The 15,392-nt window shown below is 71.1% G+C and carries 13 protein-coding genes and 13 tRNA genes; 5 read left to right on the plus strand and 21 right to left on the minus strand.

Annotation, left to right across the window (positions count from 1 at the left end; all coding sequences use genetic code 11):
• Positions 1 to 625: 625 nt before the first annotated feature.
• The 15 genes from BUB75_RS10830 to BUB75_RS10890 form a co-directional block, all read right to left on the minus strand.
• Entirely contained in the window at positions 626 to 964 is a 339-nt protein-coding gene (locus BUB75_RS10830) for a hypothetical protein (protein WP_073255329.1), read from the minus strand.
• Between the two features lie 158 nt (positions 965 to 1,122).
• Complete coding sequence (locus BUB75_RS10835; RefSeq protein ID WP_073255333.1) at positions 1,123 to 1,422, minus strand: hypothetical protein; 300 nt, start codon at positions 1,420 to 1,422, stop codon at positions 1,123 to 1,125.
• 194 nt (positions 1,423 to 1,616) lie between these two features.
• Positions 1,617 to 1,700: transfer RNA gene (locus BUB75_RS46185), tRNA-Tyr, on the minus strand.
• A gap of 2 nt (positions 1,701 to 1,702) precedes the next feature.
• Positions 1,703 to 1,773: transfer RNA gene (locus tag BUB75_RS10840), tRNA-His, on the minus strand.
• A gap of 23 nt (positions 1,774 to 1,796) precedes the next feature.
• Positions 1,797 to 1,869 (minus strand) — tRNA-Val (locus BUB75_RS10845).
• A 25-nt stretch (positions 1,870 to 1,894) separates the two neighbouring features.
• Positions 1,895 to 1,967, minus strand: a tRNA-Asn gene (locus BUB75_RS10850).
• A 35-nt stretch (positions 1,968 to 2,002) separates the two neighbouring features.
• A tRNA-Pro gene (locus BUB75_RS10855) sits at positions 2,003 to 2,078 on the minus strand.
• 31 nt (positions 2,079 to 2,109) lie between these two features.
• A tRNA-Ile gene (locus BUB75_RS10860) sits at positions 2,110 to 2,183 on the minus strand.
• A gap of 8 nt (positions 2,184 to 2,191) precedes the next feature.
• Positions 2,192 to 2,265 (minus strand) — tRNA-Asp (locus BUB75_RS10865).
• Between the two features lie 12 nt (positions 2,266 to 2,277).
• A tRNA-Ala gene (locus tag BUB75_RS10870) sits at positions 2,278 to 2,350 on the minus strand.
• Between the two features lie 29 nt (positions 2,351 to 2,379).
• A tRNA-Leu gene (locus tag BUB75_RS10875) sits at positions 2,380 to 2,452 on the minus strand.
• Between the two features lie 17 nt (positions 2,453 to 2,469).
• Positions 2,470 to 2,543: transfer RNA gene (locus tag BUB75_RS10880), tRNA-Leu, on the minus strand.
• Positions 2,544 to 2,579: 36 nt separating this feature from the next.
• Positions 2,580 to 2,653, minus strand: a tRNA-Glu gene (locus BUB75_RS46190).
• Between the two features lie 12 nt (positions 2,654 to 2,665).
• A tRNA-Phe gene (locus BUB75_RS10885) sits at positions 2,666 to 2,739 on the minus strand.
• An 8-nt stretch (positions 2,740 to 2,747) separates the two neighbouring features.
• Positions 2,748 to 2,821: transfer RNA gene (locus tag BUB75_RS10890), tRNA-Arg, on the minus strand.
• Between the two features lie 708 nt (positions 2,822 to 3,529).
• On the opposite strand from BUB75_RS10890, the gene BUB75_RS10895 reads away from it, so the two are divergent.
• Entirely contained in the window at positions 3,530 to 4,759 is a 1,230-nt protein-coding gene (locus BUB75_RS10895) for a cytochrome P450 (RefSeq protein WP_073255336.1), read from the plus strand.
• On the opposite strand, the gene BUB75_RS45025 is transcribed toward BUB75_RS10895, so the two are convergent.
• From BUB75_RS45025 to BUB75_RS10925, 6 genes are read right to left on the minus strand one after another with little or no spacing between them, the layout of a single operon-like run.
• On the minus strand, positions 4,719 to 6,317 hold the full coding sequence (locus BUB75_RS45025; protein ID WP_073255339.1) for an aldehyde dehydrogenase (NADP(+)): 1,599 nt from the start codon (positions 6,315 to 6,317) through the stop codon (positions 4,719 to 4,721). The genes BUB75_RS10895 and BUB75_RS45025 overlap by 41 nt on opposite strands.
• Positions 6,314 to 7,297: a LacI family DNA-binding transcriptional regulator gene (locus BUB75_RS45030; RefSeq protein WP_143175143.1), complete on the minus strand. Its 984-nt coding sequence runs from the start codon at positions 7,295 to 7,297 to the stop codon at positions 6,314 to 6,316. The genes BUB75_RS45025 and BUB75_RS45030 overlap by 4 nt, the downstream gene beginning before the upstream one ends.
• Positions 7,298 to 7,341: 44 nt before the next feature.
• The gene (locus tag BUB75_RS10910; protein ID WP_073255344.1) at positions 7,342 to 8,502 is read right to left on the minus strand and encodes a fumarylacetoacetate hydrolase family protein; all 1,161 of its coding nucleotides are present in this window, start codon (positions 8,500 to 8,502) and stop codon (positions 7,342 to 7,344) included.
• A gap of 7 nt (positions 8,503 to 8,509) precedes the next feature.
• A complete protein-coding gene (locus BUB75_RS10915; RefSeq protein ID WP_073255347.1) occupies positions 8,510 to 9,280 on the minus strand; it encodes an enoyl-CoA hydratase/isomerase family protein in 771 nt (256 codons plus the stop codon).
• Complete coding sequence (locus tag BUB75_RS10920; protein ID WP_073255350.1) at positions 9,277 to 10,251, minus strand: type 2 periplasmic-binding domain-containing protein; 975 nt, start codon at positions 10,249 to 10,251, stop codon at positions 9,277 to 9,279. The genes BUB75_RS10915 and BUB75_RS10920 overlap by 4 nt, the downstream gene beginning before the upstream one ends.
• A complete protein-coding gene (locus BUB75_RS10925; protein WP_178379827.1) occupies positions 10,248 to 11,441 on the minus strand; it encodes a CaiB/BaiF CoA transferase family protein in 1,194 nt (397 codons plus the stop codon). The genes BUB75_RS10920 and BUB75_RS10925 overlap by 4 nt, the downstream gene beginning before the upstream one ends.
• A gap of 163 nt (positions 11,442 to 11,604) precedes the next feature.
• On the opposite strand from BUB75_RS10925, the gene BUB75_RS10930 reads away from it, so the two are divergent.
• The 4 genes from BUB75_RS10930 to BUB75_RS10945 are packed head-to-tail and all read left to right on the plus strand — an operon-like array spanning position 11,605 to position 15,385.
• On the plus strand, positions 11,605 to 12,354 hold the full coding sequence (locus BUB75_RS10930; RefSeq protein ID WP_073255357.1) for an SDR family NAD(P)-dependent oxidoreductase: 750 nt from the start codon (positions 11,605 to 11,607) through the stop codon (positions 12,352 to 12,354).
• Positions 12,351 to 13,394: an aldose 1-epimerase family protein gene (locus BUB75_RS10935; RefSeq protein ID WP_073255360.1), complete on the plus strand. Its 1,044-nt coding sequence runs from the start codon at positions 12,351 to 12,353 to the stop codon at positions 13,392 to 13,394. The genes BUB75_RS10930 and BUB75_RS10935 overlap by 4 nt, the downstream gene beginning before the upstream one ends.
• Positions 13,391 to 14,482: a Gfo/Idh/MocA family protein gene (locus BUB75_RS10940; protein WP_073255363.1), complete on the plus strand. Its 1,092-nt coding sequence runs from the start codon at positions 13,391 to 13,393 to the stop codon at positions 14,480 to 14,482. The genes BUB75_RS10935 and BUB75_RS10940 overlap by 4 nt, the downstream gene beginning before the upstream one ends.
• The gene (locus BUB75_RS10945) at positions 14,483 to 15,385 is read left to right on the plus strand and encodes a sugar phosphate isomerase/epimerase family protein (RefSeq protein ID WP_073255366.1); all 903 of its coding nucleotides are present in this window, start codon (positions 14,483 to 14,485) and stop codon (positions 15,383 to 15,385) included. It begins immediately after the preceding gene.
• Positions 15,386 to 15,392: the final 7 nt, after the last annotated feature.

Consider the following 15,392-nt stretch of genomic DNA (forward strand, 5'->3'; position numbering starts at 1 on the left):
GCCCCTGGCACCACCACCGCGTCCACGACCAAGGCTGGCACCTGAACTTCGACGGACACACCCTCACCATCCACCGACCCGACGGCACCACCCTCGACCCACCCTGACACCACGCCTGAACCCGCCGACCACCCGGAACGCCACCGCGCTCCGGGCCATCGGCATGTCCACGCTCAGATCAGGACCACAATGGTCATCCTTGGCGAGACGACACGATCACCGAAGACCGGGCCAGAGCGACGGCGTACTCGGCGGCGGCGAGGCGTGCCTGTTCGCGCCCCTCCTCGCCGCCCGCGGACACGAACAGGCCGGCCCGCCGGCGGACACGAACGAGCCGCCCGCCCGCGGACACGAACGAGCCGGCCCGCCCGCGGACACGAACGAGCCGCCCGCCCGCGGACACGAACGAGCCGGCCCGCCCGCGGACGCCAACGATCCGGCCGGCCTTCGGGTCTCGATCAGCCCCGTGCCCACGGCCTGCGTCTGGTCCTGGATCTGCCGGGCGAGTCGGACGCGGAGCTGCTCGAACGGCGGGATCGGCGAAGGTCGAGTCGATGACGATCATTCGGCGCTCGCGGTGGGTTGGAGAGAGGGCGTCAACATTGCGGCAAGTCAACCGCGGGGGCTACGGCATGTCGGCGGCGATCTGTCCCGCGACCACCGCACCGGTGAACGCGAGCAGGTACGCGATCGTGATCGTCCAGAATCGCGCCCGCCGACCGGCCACGCAGCCACCCAGACCGAGCATCAGCGCGGCGCCCGCCGAGCACGACGGCAGGAACGCGGCCAGCGTCAGCCAGCCGTCGCTGCAGATCAGCTCGGTGGAGCCGTCCGTGCAGTTGCCGCTGGCCATGAACACTCCCATCGGCCAGGCAAGGGTCGAGCCCACCCACGCCACCAGACCGATCAGCGCGACCACGGTCAGCACGATGTCGATCACCGCGACGGCATGCGTCACGGTCACGGCCCGCTGCTTCGCAGCACGGGCGTGCGCGGGCGGTACACCACCAGACACGGCCCGCTGCTTCGCAGCACCGGCGTGCGCGGGCGGTACACCACCAGAAGGGTTCACCGTCGAGCCCCCGGGACGAGCGCGCATGGAGGAAAGAAGTCGGGCACGCATCAGTAGCCCGGGCGTGACCAGAGGAAGGACAGGCCCGCGTACGCGAGGATCAGCAGCACCACGGCGACCCGGACCAGCCACCCGGCCGCGCGCACCGGCCGAAGAATCGCAACCGTGCCCACCGTCACCGACAACAGCGCGGCCGCGACGACCAGCAGCACACCGGTGAGCTCGGCGTCCGCGCTGCCTCGATGGACCTGGAAAGCGGTGTAGAGGCCACCCAGCCCGAGGTAGACGGCCACGCCACCGGCGACCCGGCGCTGCAGAACCGGATCGATGGGCAGCCGGGTGCGCCTCACGACCTCGCCCCGCTTCGCGCGTGAAGCCCGGACGGCACCACGATCGGTGCCCGATCAACTCCGATGAGTATCAAGAAGTCCACGGTGGATGGCACGGACGAGACCGCAGCCGGGTTCGAAACGGCGTCGACCGCTTTGCAGGGCGGAATCTGACGCTCTCTCCACTGAGCTACGAAGGCGACCGAACAACAACGTGCGGGCGGAGGGACTCGAACCCCCTCAGCGCGAAGCAACCGGTTTACAGCCGGCCCCGACTCTCCGATCGTCGGCGCGCCCGCGGGGTGACCGGCCGGAGTCGAACCGGCATGGCCAGGGTCACGACCTGGTGCTCTGCCATTGAGCTACGGCCACACTCGCGGCCTTGATCAGGCCAGTGCCCGCGCCGGGCGTCGAACCCGGGGTCTCCGCCGTGTGACGGCGACGCTCTTCCTCCTGAGCTCCACGGACGACATCACGGCGCTTCCGCCGCCTGCTCCCCCGGCTGGACTCGAACCAGCACCGTGACGATTAACAGTCGCCTGCCCTGCCGATTGGGCGACGAGGGAATGCAACGCGCGCGGGACTCGAACCCGCTACGCCGTGGTCGGATCGGCCGGGCTCGAACCGGCGGCCTTCGCATCCCGAATGCGACGCGCTCCCTACTGCGCCACGATCCGTCGAACGTGCTGCGCCCCGGTGGGGCGGGCGTGCCGCCAGAAGGAATTGAACCTTCGACCTCCGAGGTATCAGCTCGGCGCTCTCACCAACTGAGCTATAGCGACGTATCGAGCGCCCCGCACCGGGTTCGAACCGGCGACCTCCCGCGTGACAGACGGGCGCTCTGACCTGCTGAGCTAACGGAGCAGCGGTACTGCGTGGACCCAGCCGGACTCGAACCGGCCACCTTCCGCTTGCAAGGCGGACGCTCTCCCAGATGAGCTATGAGCCCGTCATCCCCGTGCGTCGGGGAGTCGTGCGTACCCGGAGCGCGAGTCGAACGCGCACTGTCGCGGTTCTGAGCCGCGTGCCTCTGCCTTTGGGCTACCCGGGCGTGGGTTTGGTGCTGCGTGCCCTCGACGCGATTCGAACGCGCACTGGCGACGTCCTCAACGTCGTGCCTCTGCCTGTTGGGCTACGAGGGCATGTGCTGCGAGCGGCTGGTTGTGCACTCGACTGCGTCGCCCGTCCGGGGGCCGAACCCGGTCCTCTGGCTTGAGAGGCCAGCGGTCTACCTTCCTCAACCTCACGGGCGTTCGTACCTGCGTGCCTTCCGTCGGGGTCGAACCGACATCCTCGCGGGCTTCAACCGCGCGCTCTACCAACCTGAGCTTGGAAGGCAAGGAACGTGTCCCCGGACGGAATCGAACCGCCGACTCCCAGGTTCGTAGCCTGGTGCTCTGATCCGCTGAGCTACGGGGACAGGTGCGCCGGCGCGCGCCCCGCCCGAGAGCGGGAACGCCCGGCACCTCTGTGTGCCATCCACTGTGGAGTTCTCAATGATCGGATCCGCCGGCGGGCCGGGGACAAGCTACGCCCATAAGAATTGAAACAATTTTGCGGCAGCACGAAGAAACAATTGTCGGAAACAAAAACCGCCCGTTCCCGGCGGGGAGGGGCGGCGTGAGCGCAACGCTGATTGCGTTACCTCAGCCACCGTTCCCGGCGGGGTTCCTGCTCGTCATCGCCCAGGTAGGAGGGGCGCCCGGCGCACAGGGCACCGCGGCTGAGCAGCATAAATCGCTGCTCCGCAATGCTGGTGTGCCGCAACATTCTGGTCTCCTGACTGGATCAGTGGTGATCGGTGCTGTCGTAGACGATAGAGGGCGACCGCTGAGGCGCCAACTCAATTATGCGCAGCGATTACGCACTAATCAATAGCGCGCGACTTGGTCTTCGCTGCGCCCCAGGAAACAGGTCAAGCCGGACGTCACGAGCAGCAGCGCGATGCCCGCCGCCAAGAGGACGTCGACCCGTCGAGCGGGGACGGCACCGGCTGCGGCTCCGGTGGGACGTTCGGTGGGCCGCCGGTGACATAGGCAACTGCGGCCCGAGAGCGTTGCCCACTGTGGAGAGACACGGCCATGCTCATCGAGGTAAGGACGGTCCGACCCCGCAGAGGAGCCGAGTGATGGTCAGTGAGCTCGCGGCGAGTTTCGATCCGCTAGGGGCGCACTACGACGACCCGTACGGGTTTTACGCCCGGGCACGACGTGACGAGCCGGTCTTCTACTCCCCGCGCCTGGACGCCTGGGTCGTCACGCGATTCGCCGACGTCGACGCGGTCCTCAAGGACCCGACCGCGTTCTCGTCGGTCAACAGCCTCCGCCCGATCCGGGCCCCGTATCCGGCCGCGTTGGCCGTGCTGGCCACCGGCTACCCGCAGACGCCCGATCACGTGACGTCGGACGGCGTCGATCATCGCCGTCTCCGCACTCCGTACGCCAAGCATCTGACGACGCCCGGGTTCGTCAAGGGACGGGAAGCCGCGATCCGGCAGCGCGCCGACACCCTCATCGGCGAGTTCGACGAAGCGGGCCACGCCGACCTGATCGCGCAGTACGCCACGCTGCTGCCTGCCGCGACCGCGGGCGAGCTGTTCGGATTCGCGCCGGACGATATCCCGGTGGCGAAGGCGGGCAGCGAGGCCCTGTTCTCGCTGGGCAGCGCCGACCTGACCGAGGACGAGGAAGCGCGGGCCGCCGAGACCGTCGTCGCGTTCCAGCAGCTCCTGGCCGAGTACGCCAGGCGGCGGCGCGCCGCACCAACCGGCGACCTGATGAGCGACGTCGTCGCCGCGCTGGCGCCCGGTGACGACCCGCTGACGTACGACCAGGAGGCCGAGCTCGTCGGGACGTTCGGCAGCACGTTCGGCGCCAGCCACATCACGACCGCCGACGGCATCGGCAGCGCTCTGCGGCTGTTACTCAGCCGCCCCGACCAGTGGGAGCTGCTGTGCAGGAAGCCGGAGCTGGCGCCGTATGCCGTCGAGGAGGTCCTGCGGTTCGAGGCGCCGATTCCCGCCATGTTCCGCCGCGTCTCCCACCCGGCCACGGTCGCGGGCGTGAAACTTCCGGAGGGCGCCGACGTGCTGCTCGCGTTCGCGTCGGCCAACCGCGACGAGGACCGCTACCCCGACGCCGATCGGTTCGACGTGACCCGCACGCCGAGCCGCCACTTCGCGTTCGGAGCCGGCATCCACACCTGCGTCGGCGCGGCGATGGCACGCCTGCAGATGCGGATCGCGCTCCAGACGCTGATCGAGCGCCTGCCCGGACTGCGCCTGGCACCGGATCAGCACATCGAGGTACGGCGGTCGATCAACGTCCGCGGTCCGCTGGCCCTGGAAGCGCGCTGGTGACCCCGGTGCCGGGCAAAGCCAGGACGCCGTCCACGCGCCGCGGGATGCCCTCGTAACCGTCCCGCAGCTCCGCCGGCAGCACGTGTTCCGGCGCGTTCTGCCAGGTCAGCGGCCGGAGGAAGCGCCGGATCGCGGTCGGGCCCACGGAGGTGTGCACGGTATTGGTGGAGGGCCACGGCCCGCCGTGGGTCTGTGCCCAGGAGACCAGCACGCCGGTCGGGTACGCGTCGAACAGCAGGCGGCCCGCCCGGGGCTGCAGCACGGCCAGCAGCGGGCCCAGGTCGTCGCCGTCCGCGGAGTGGACGGTTGCCGTCAGCGACCCGGGCAGCGACGCCAGCACGTCCAGCAGCTCCGCCGAGGACGAGTACCGCACGATCAGCGCGAGCGGCCCGAAGCACTCCTCGGCCAGCGCCGGGGTGAACCCGGCGGCATCCACGGTCAACAGCGCCGGCACGGCCGCGCCGCCCGCGCCCCCCGCGCCCGAAAGCCCCGCGGCCGCGCCCCCCGCGCCCGAAAGCCCCGCGGCCGCGCCCCCCGCGCCCGAAAGCCCCGCGTCCGAGAACCCCGCGTCCGAGAACCCCGCGTCCGAGAGCCCCTCGCCCCCGACCCGCGGCCCGGCGAGAGCAACCCCGGGCTCCGCACGCAGCGACGCGCCGATGGCGGCGTACCCCTCCGAGACCCGCTCGTTGAGCAGCCGGCCCGCCGGTGCCGCGGCGACCAGCGACGCCGCCCGCGCGACCAGCTCGTCACCCGAAGCGTCCGCGGGCACGAACACCAGACCTGGCTTCGTGCACAGCTGGCCCAGCGAACCGGTGATCGACGCGACGAGCCCGTCCGCGATGGACGCTGCCCGCTCAGCCGCCGCCCCCGGCGTCACCACCAGCGGGTTCAGGCTCGCGAGCTCGCCGTAGAACGGGATCGGCGAGGGCCGCGTCTCGATCAGTGCCCGCAGCGCCTGCCCTCCCGCCAGCGATCCGGTGAACCCGACGGCGGTGATCAGCGGGTCGGTGACCAGCTCCGCGCCGGCCTCCCGCCCGTACACGATCCCGACGGTCCCGGACGGTGCTCCCACCCGCGAGGCTGCCGCCTCCAACGCCGAAAACGCCAATGCGGACGTCGAGGGATGCGACTCGTGGGCCTTCACCACCACCGGGCACCCGGCCGCCAGCGCCGACGCCGTGTCGCCACCGGGCACCGAGAACGCCAGCGGGAAGTTCGACGCCCCGAACACCGCGACCGGGCCGACCGGCACCAGCATCCGGCGCAGGTCGGGCCCCGGCCCCATCGGGGTGTCCCCGGCGTGGTCGATCGTGGCCTCCAGATAGGAGCCCTCGTCGAGGACGTCGGCGAAGACCCGCAGCTGATAGGCGGTGCGGGTGACCTCACCACCGAGCCGGGCGTCCCCCAGGAACGTCTCGCGCGCGGCGGTGGCGACGAGCGCCTCGCGGCGCGCCTCGATCTCCTCAGCGGCGGCCCGCAGCAGCCGGGCACGCCCGGCGCGCCCGAGAGCAGCAAGGCCAGGAACGGCGTCGGCGGCAGCAGCGGTAACACGGTTCACGAAGACTCCCGGATGACGATCTCGAATCCCACGTCGCGGGCCGGCGTGGTGACCTCCCGGCCGGCCATGCGCTCGCGGAGCAGCCGTGCGGCCAGTGCACCGATCTCGGTGTTGGGCACGGCGACGGTGGTCAGGGACGGCACCAGGTGCCGGGACATCTCGAAGTCACCGAACCCGGCGATCGCCAGCCTTCCCGGCACGTCCAGACCGCGCCGGACACAGGCCAGCAGCGCACCGGCCGCGTACACGTCGCTGGCGAACACGATCGCGTCGGTGTCGGGGTAGCGGTCGAGGACAGCGTCGAGCATCGCCACGCCGGTGTCCATCGTGGCCGGCCGGTCACCGGCGTCCACGACCCGCGGAGAGGCGCCCAGGTCCGACACGGCCGCGCTGTACCCCGCCAGCCGCTCGGCGGCCCGCGAATCCCCGGGCAACTGCCGTCCGGCGAACGTGATCCGCCGCCGCCCGCGCGCGGCGAGGTGCCGCACCAGCGCCGCGGTGGCGTCGGCGTGGGAGAACCCGACCAGCAGGTCGATCGGGTCGCCGGTCCAGCCCCACGTCTCGACGACCGGCACGCCGCGCAGCAGCGCGCGGGTCCGCTCGGTGTGCGAGGTGCCGATCATCAGGACGCCGTCGGGGCGGCGGCCGAGGAAGCTCGCGACGAGCTCCTCCTCGTGCTCGGGCCGGTAGTCGGTGGTGCCGACGAAGATCTGGTAGCCGTCGGTGGCCAGCTCGGCGGCGAACGCGTGCACGGTCTCGGCGAACACCGACGCGTTGAGGTTGGGCAGCAGCGCGGCCACGGTGAGGCTGCGGTTGGACGCCAGGTTGCTCGCCGTGAGGTTGCGGACGTAACCGGTGGCTGCGATCGCCTCCTCGACGCGGGCGCGGACCTCGTCCCCGACCGTGTCGGGCTCGCGAATCACCCGGGAGACGGTCTGCGCGGACACACCCGCGGCCTCGGCGACGTCGGCGAGCGTCACCGAGCGAGTCGCCGAGCGCTTTCGGGGCCTCCCGATACCGGTCGTCATCGCGCCGTCAGACTTCGCATCAGGTCGGCGACGCCGAACGTCCATGGCTCGCATTCGTCGGCGGGGCGGATGCGGTTGGTCAGCGTGCCCAGCCGGGGCGACGAGACCGTCACCACGTCACCGTCGTCGTGGGTGAAACCCAGACCGGGCGCGTGCCGGTCGGCGGTCGGGGCGAACATCGTGCCCAGGTAGAGCACAGCGCCGTCGGGGTACGAGTGGTGCGCCATGAGCTGGGCCGCCAGGTCGGCCGGGTCGCGGCTGATCTGGGCCATCGACGACTCGCCGTCCAGGTGGTAACCGTCTTCGCCGTCAACGGTCAGCGTCACGGTGGCGTCGCGGACGTCGTCCAGATCGAACGAAGCATCGAAGAGGCGCACGAACGGGCCGACCGCGGCCGACGCGTTGTTGTCCTTGGCCTGCGGCAGGAGCAGCGCGGAGCGTCCCTCGACATCGCGCAGGTTGACGTCGTTGCCGAGCGTCGCGCCGACGATCCCCCCCGTCGAGGACACGACCACGACGACCTCGGGCTCCGGGTTGTTCCAGGTCGAATCGCGGCGTACCCCGGCGTCGACCGCGGTGCCGACCGCGGCGAGCACCGGCGCCTTGGTGAAGATCTCCGCGTCCGGGCCGAGACCGACCTCGAGGTACTGGCTCCAGCGGCCCTCGGCGACGAGCACCTCGCGCAGCCTGGCGGCCTCCGGCGAGCCGGGCCGGGGCGTGGAGTCGCCGATCAGCGCGTGGATGTCGGCGCGCGCGTCCGCGGCGGCACCCGCCTCACCGCGGACCCGTTCCTCGATCACCCGCTCGAGCATAGAGGCGGCGAACGTGACCCCCGCGGCCTTGACGACGTGCAGGTCGATGGGGGCGAGCAGGTGCGGACGGCCGGGGTCGCGGGTCTCCGGCGGGGTGTTGGCGAGGATCTCGGCCAGCGTTCCGAGAGCCTCCCCGGGAGCGGAGCGCAGCTCCTTGGCCGGGTCGGGCGTCTCCGTGAGGTCGCGGACCGTCGGAAAGACTGCGGTGACGTCGAACAACGCGCCGTTTCGCACGACGACGACGGACGGGCCGAGCCCGGGGCGCCACACGCGCCCGGCGAGCGTCGCCGCGTCGGCGTCGACGGGCAACACCTCGGTGGGCGGCCAGCTGGGCGAAGCACTCATCGGCGGTTCACCTCCGGTGGAAGGTCGCGGGGCGGCGGGCGGCGAACGCGGCGCGTCCCTCCGCAGCGTCCTCGGTCGCGAAGCAGATCGTCTGCAGATCGCGCTCGTAGGCGATCGCCTGCTCGACCGGCATCGAGTACGCCGCGCGGAGGTTCGCCTTCGCGGTCTCGGCCGCGATCGGGGCCCGGGACGCGATCGTCGCGGCGATCTCCCGTGCCCGCCCGAGCAGGTCCGCGCCGGGAACGACCTCGCTGACCAGGTGCCACTGCAACGCTCGCTGCGCGTCGATACGGTCGCCGGTCATCGTCATCAGCGCGGTGTTGCTCGGGCCGATCGCCTGCGCGAGCAGCGGGGTCATACCCCCGCCGCCGATCCAGCCGAGCGTGATCTCCGGCGCGCCGAAGCTCGCGGTGTCCGACGCGATGCGAATGTCGCAGGACAGCGCGGTCTCCAGGCCGCCGCCGAGCGCGTAGCCGTTGACCGCGGCGATCGTCGGGGTCCGCGCGGCGCGGATCGCGTCGCAGTAGTCGGTGCGGTTCCGGAAGTCCCACGGGGTGGCGTACTTGTCGAGCTCGGTGATGTCGGAGCCCGCGCAGAACGCGCGCTCGCCCGCGCCGGTGACGACGATCGCGCGCACGTCCGGCGAGTCGTCGCACCAGGTCACGGCCTCGACCAGCGCGGCGGACATGGCCGGCGTGACCGCGTTGAGCTTCGTCGGCCGGTTGAGCGTGACGACGGCGACGAGGTCGGCGACGTCGAGAGTCACCTCGTCGATCATGGGAGCACCTCCGAGAGCTCGGCCAGGCAGGTTCGATGGCTGATGACGCCGTCCAGCGCGTCGCGCACCAGCGCGGAGGCCCGCGCCTGGAACGGGATGAAACCGGGGTGCCGGGGACGGACCCAGGCGGCGTCGAGCGTGCGCGCGGTGTCGGCGTAGAAGCCCGGAGTCTCCCAGGCGCGCCGGGCGCTGGGCTGGCCGGCGTGGGCGGGGATGAACCCGCACTGGGTGTCCTCTCGCATCAGCCAGCGCACGTGGTCGAGCAGCTCCGGCGTGACCGCGCAGCGGCGGGTGATCGCGAGGCCGGTGCCGCCGAGCGTCGAGCCGAGCCCCGGCGCGTCGCTGAACCGGACGGCCGGCGCGTAGTTGACGTAGCCGAACACCAGCGGGATCAGCGCGATGTCGGTCGTGGACGCCGCCCGTTCGAGCAGGCCGATCGGGTTGAGCGTGTCGGTGCCGACCGGGGCTCGGGCGTGCAGCGTCGCCATGACGTCGAGCGCGGCCTCGGACCCCCCGAGCGCCACCGAGAGCGAACACAACGTCAGGAACGCGTGCGGCCCGGCCAGCGACAGCGCGACCGGCTCCCGTACCGCGAGCACCTCGTCCCAGGTCGAGGGCGGCGACGGCAGCAGGTCGGGCCGGCGGGCACACACCTGCGCGGCCGCGTCGAGCGGCACCGCCCACTGCCGGCCCGCGTAGTGGTACGACCGCATCGTCGCCCCGATCGAGCCCGCGCCCCAGGCGGCCAGCTCCTCCGCGGAGAACAGCGAGTCCAGCGGCACCAGGCAGTCGGTCGACACCGCCTCCCCGAGGTGCGGATGGTCGATGACCAGCAGGTCGTACCGCTCCGCGAGGTCCGCGAGCGGATGCGCCTCGAAGCCCTCCAGCGGCTGGGTGTCCCAGGTGATCAGATCACCCGCGGCGGCCAGCGCCTCGTAGCCGCGAGGGTGGTCCCAGGTCAGGCCCCTCATGCGGTCTCAGCCACGACGCCGTCGGAGAGCAGCGCGTCGACCTCGGTCTCCCCGATGCCGAGCTCGACGAGCACCTCGCGGGTGTGCTCGCCGGTCAGCGGCGCACCGCGCGTGATGCGCGGCGGCGTCGCCGAGAACTTGTACGGGAACCCGGGCGTGGTCACGGTTCCCTCAGTCGGGTGCACGTAGGTGACGAACGTCTTGTTGTGGACGATCTGAGGGTCACCAACGAGGTCGTCGTACGAGTACACCGGGCCGGCCCAGATCCCCGCCGCCTCGAACAGCGCCAACCAGTGCGCGGTCGGCTCGGTGACCAGCCGCGCCGCGGTCTTCGCGAACAGCTCGTCTCGGCGGGTCCAGCCGTCCTCCTCGTCGACCGCGTCGGCGAACGAGTCCTCGCCGATCAGCTCGCCCAGCAGTTTCAGCGGCGGGAACGCCAGCGCCAGGTACCCGTCGGAGGTGGCGAACGTGCCGTACGGAGCCCGGATGTAGACGTGCGCGTGCGGCTCCGCGCTGCGCTCCTGGGGCAGGCCGCCGACCGTGTGCACGGACAGTTCCTGCATCTGCAGCGTGGTGATCGCGTCGAGCATGTTGACGGTGACCAGCTGCCCTTCGCCGGTGCGCTCGCGGTGCAGCAGCGCGGCCAGCACTCCTTCGAACGCGGTGGAGGCGGTCACCGCGTCGACCAGGTACTGACCGGCCGCGCGCGGCGGCTCACCGGCCCGGCCGGTGGAGAGCATCGCGCCGGACATGGCCTGCAGCAGCAGGTCCTGCCCCGGACGCTGCGCGTAGGGCCCGTCCTCGCCGTAGCCGGAGATCGACACGTAGACCAGCCGCGGGTTGACCTCCCGCAGCGTCTCGTAGTCGACGCCGAGCCGCTGGGCCACCCCCGGCCGGTAGTTCTGCAGGAACACGTCGGCGCTCGCGACCAGCTTCACCAGCAGCGCTTTCCCGGCGGACGTCTTGAGGTCGACGGCTAACGACCGCTTGTTCCGGTTCAGCGACAGGAACGAGACGTTGATGCGGTTGCCCGCGGCGCCGCCTGCCGCCGCGTGCCGCTGCCACTCCCCCGCGACGGGTTCGATCTTCACCACGTCGGCGCCCAGGTCGCCGAGGCGCTGCGCGGCGAACGGCCCGGCCATCGCGATCGAGCAGTCCAGCACCCGGTATCCGGCGAGCACACCGTCCATCACGGGACCTCCCATTGAGTTCCGCACGACCGAGCGCTATCGTCGGCTGCGTTAGCGCTAACGTTAGCGCTAACGCAGACCGTAGCAGGGCCCGATCCCGTGTCAATGAGGCCGGTAGGCCGGTCCCGAACAAGTCTCACCGCAGAGATGGGGGACCCCACACATGAGTCCACCGCAGGGACGCGTCGCGCTGGTGACCGGCGCGGGCGGGGCGCTGGGCCGGGCCACCGCGGCCCGGTTGGCCACCGACGGCTTCGACGTCGCGATCCTCGACGTCGACGCGGCCGGCCTGGACGCCACCGCCGAACACGTCGCGAAGGCGGGCGCGCGGGCGCTCCCGCTGGTCGCCGACCTCCGCGACGCCGACGCACTCACGGCAGCCGTCGATAGGGCCGCGGGCTTCGGCCGGCTGTCCGCGCTGGTGAACAACGCGGCGATCTACCCCGCCCGCCCGTTCCTCGAGGTCCCGATCGCCGAGTACGACGACGTCGTCGCCGTGAACCAGCGCGCGTACTGGCTCGCCGCACAGACCGCCGCCCGGCACCTGATCGCCAACGGCGGCGGGGCCATCGTCAACATCGCGTCGATCACGATGCACGGCGGCTGGTCCGACCTCGCGGCCTACGTGTCGACGAAGGGCGCCGCGGTGACGCTGACCAGGGCACTCGCCCGCGAGCTCGGCCCGCACGAGATCCGCGTCAACGCGGTCTCCCCCGGCGCCTTCCCCACCGCGGCCGAGGAGATCCACGAGGACCCCGAGGCCTACCAGGCGTTCGTGCTCGAGCGGCAGTCGCTGAAGCGCCGGGGAACTCCGGACGAGCTCGCCGCCGTTGTCTCGTTCTTGGTCGGGACGAACGCGTCGTTCGTGACTGGTCAGTGCATTGAGGTAGACGGAGGGTGGGTAATGGTATGAATCGGTTGTTCTTAGCGCGCCACGCGGGCGACACGAGCGCCGCCGGCGGCGTCCGGGCCGTCGTGCTCGACGACGGGCCCGAACGGGGCATCCGCGCGTTGGAGTTCCGCACCGGTGCCGGGCTGAACTTCGACGTGCTCGTGGACCGCGCGCTGGACCTGGGCACCGCGGAGTTCCGCGGCGACGGCTTCGGATGGCGCTCGGCGACCGGCTTCCGCCACCCCGGCCTGCACGACTACGCCGACGACGACGGCCTCTCGATCATGCGCAGCTTCAGCGGTCTGCTGCTCACCGCCGGGCTCGACCACACGCTGTTCGGCGCCGAGGTCGACGCCTCGAACTACCGCTATCCGCCCAAGGAGACCGTGAAGAACGGTCTGCACGGGCGAGTCGGCAACATCCCCGCCCGCCTGCACGGTTACGGCGAACGCTGGGAGGACGACGACACCTGCGTGCTGTGGGCCGAGGGCGAGGTGCGTCAGGCCGCGATCTTCGGTGAGCACCTGCGGTTGACGCGGCGCGTCGAAGCCACCGTCGGCACCTCGGAGATCCGCCTGATCGACGTCGTCCGGAATGCAGGTTTTGACCCGACGCCGCACATGTACCTGTACCACGTCAACATCGGGTGGCCGTTCCTCGCCGAAGGCGCTCGGTACGAGCTGCCGTTGCAGGAGACGATCTGGCAGACCGACAGCGTCGCCGAACAGGGTGTGTCGAACGTGGTCATGCCCGGCCCGCAAAAGGGGTTCGTCGAGCAGGTCTACGAGCACGTCCTCAAGCCCGACGCCGACGGGAAGGCCCGGCCGCGGCTGGTGAACGAGGAGCTCGGGGTGTTCTTCGAGCTGGAGTACGACACCGCGCAGTTCCCCGCGTTCTTCCAGTGGCTGCACCTGCGCGAGGGCGCCTACGCGGTGGGCTTCGAGCCCTCGACCCACCACGTGCAGGGCGCCCAGGCGGCTCGCGACGACGGTTCGATGATCTGGCTCGGTCCGGGCGAGGAGCGCCGGTACACGACGACGTTCCGGGTAGGCACGCTATGACGCGGATAGTCCCTGACCAGCCCGTCCGGCACCGCGGGTTCGGCATCGGCGCGGTCGGCGCCGGGTTCATCATGGCCGACGTCCAGCTCGACGCGTACGCGCGCGCGGGCTTCCCGGTGAAGGCGATCGCCTCCCGCACGCGGGCGAACGCCGAGCAGGTCGCGAAGCGCTGGAACATCCCCACGGTGCACGGTTCGATCGAGGAACTGCTGGCGGATCCGTCGGTCGAGATCCTCGACGTCGCGTTCCCGCCGCACCTGCAGCCCGACGTCATCCGCGCGGCGCTGCGCCACGACCACATCCGCGGCATCCTCGCGCAGAAGCCGCTCGCGCTGAACCTCGCCGACGCCACCGCGCTGGTCGCGGAGGTCGAGGCCGCGGGCAAGGTCATGTCGGTCAACCAGAACATGCGGTACGACCAGTCGATCCGGGCGGTCAAGCAACTGATCGACGCCGGGGAACTGGGTGAGATCGTCACCGCCAGCGTCGACATGCGCGCGGTGCCGCACTGGCAGCCGTTCCTGTGCGACTACGACCGGCTGACGATCGCGAACATGAGCGTCCACCACCTGGACGCGCTGCGGTTCCTGTTCGGCGAGCCGCTCGACGTCTACACGGCGGTGCGGCCGGATCCGCGCACCGAGTTCGCGCACTCCGACGGGATCGTGGCCAGCGTGCTGCGGTTCACCGGCGGGGTGCTCGCGACCAGCATCGAGGACGTCTGGGGCGGGCCGGTCAAGGAGGGCTGCGAGGGCGACGTCGCGATCCGCTGGCGCGTCGAAGGGACGCGTGGCCTGGCCACCGGCACGCTCGGCTGGCCCGAATTCCCCGACGGCAGCCCGTCGACGCTGCGCTACTCGACGCTGGAGTCCGGCGGGTGGGTGACACCGGAGTGGTCCACCCGCTGGTTCCCGGACGCGTTCGGCGGCGTCATGGAGCAGCTGCAGTACGCGCTGGCGACCGGTGCCGAACCGGCGCTCCCGGCCCGCGACAACCTCCGCACGATGGCGCTGATCGAGGCCTGCTACCGGTCGATCGAGGAGCGCCGCGCTGTTTCCCCCTCGGAGTTCCACGAAGGAGTGGCGTAAATGCTGACCGTCGGCATCTTCACCGGCATCTACCAGTACGACCACGACGAGGCCGCGCGCCGCGCCCGCGCGCACGGCTTCGGCGCCGTCCAGTTCGACCTCGACTTCACCAAGCCCGAGTACGCCGAGAACGGTCTGTCCGAGGACGAGGCCAAGCGCATCAAGGAGATCTACCGGTCGCACGACCTGCCGATCGTGTCGGTGTCCGGTTACACCAACATCATCCACCCGGACCTGGACGAGCGGGAGCGCCGTCTGGAGCGGCTGCGCGGCCTGATCCGCAACGGCCGGGCGCTGGGCACGCCGTACGTGATCAGCGAGACCGGCACGTACAACCTGGAGAGCGACTGGGCACCGGACCCGGCCAACTTCACCGAGGCCCGCTACGCCGAGACCCTCGACGTGATCGGCGGGCTGGTCGAGGTCGCCGCCGCGCACGACGCGGTGTTCTGCGTGGAGACCTACGTCAACAACGTCATCGGCACGATCGACGCGACGCTGCGCCTGTTCCGCGACATCAACAGCCCCCACCTGGGCCTGGTGATGGACCCGACGAACTACTACGAGGACCACAACCTCGACGACATGGACGGCGTCCTGAAGCGGCTCTTCGCCGAACTGGGCTCGTACGTGAAGATCGCGCACGCCAAGGACGTGGGCCGGGCCACCGACTCCGCGGAGAAACACGCCGACACCGGCGCGGCGGAGTACCTGTCGTTCCGCGGCGTCGGCGCGATGGAGCTGGGCGGCCCCGGCTCCGGCGCGCTGAACTACCCGCTGTTCCTGAGCCTGCTCGCCCAGCAGCACCCGAACATGCCGGTCATCATCGAGCACGTCACCGAGGACGAGGTGCCCGCGGCGAAGGACTTCGTCTACAAGGCACTCGCCGAGGCCGGCGTCTGAGTTCTGT

It is taken from the genome of Cryptosporangium aurantiacum (assembly GCF_900143005.1).
Lineage (GTDB): Bacteria > Actinomycetota > Actinomycetes > Mycobacteriales > Cryptosporangiaceae > Cryptosporangium > Cryptosporangium aurantiacum.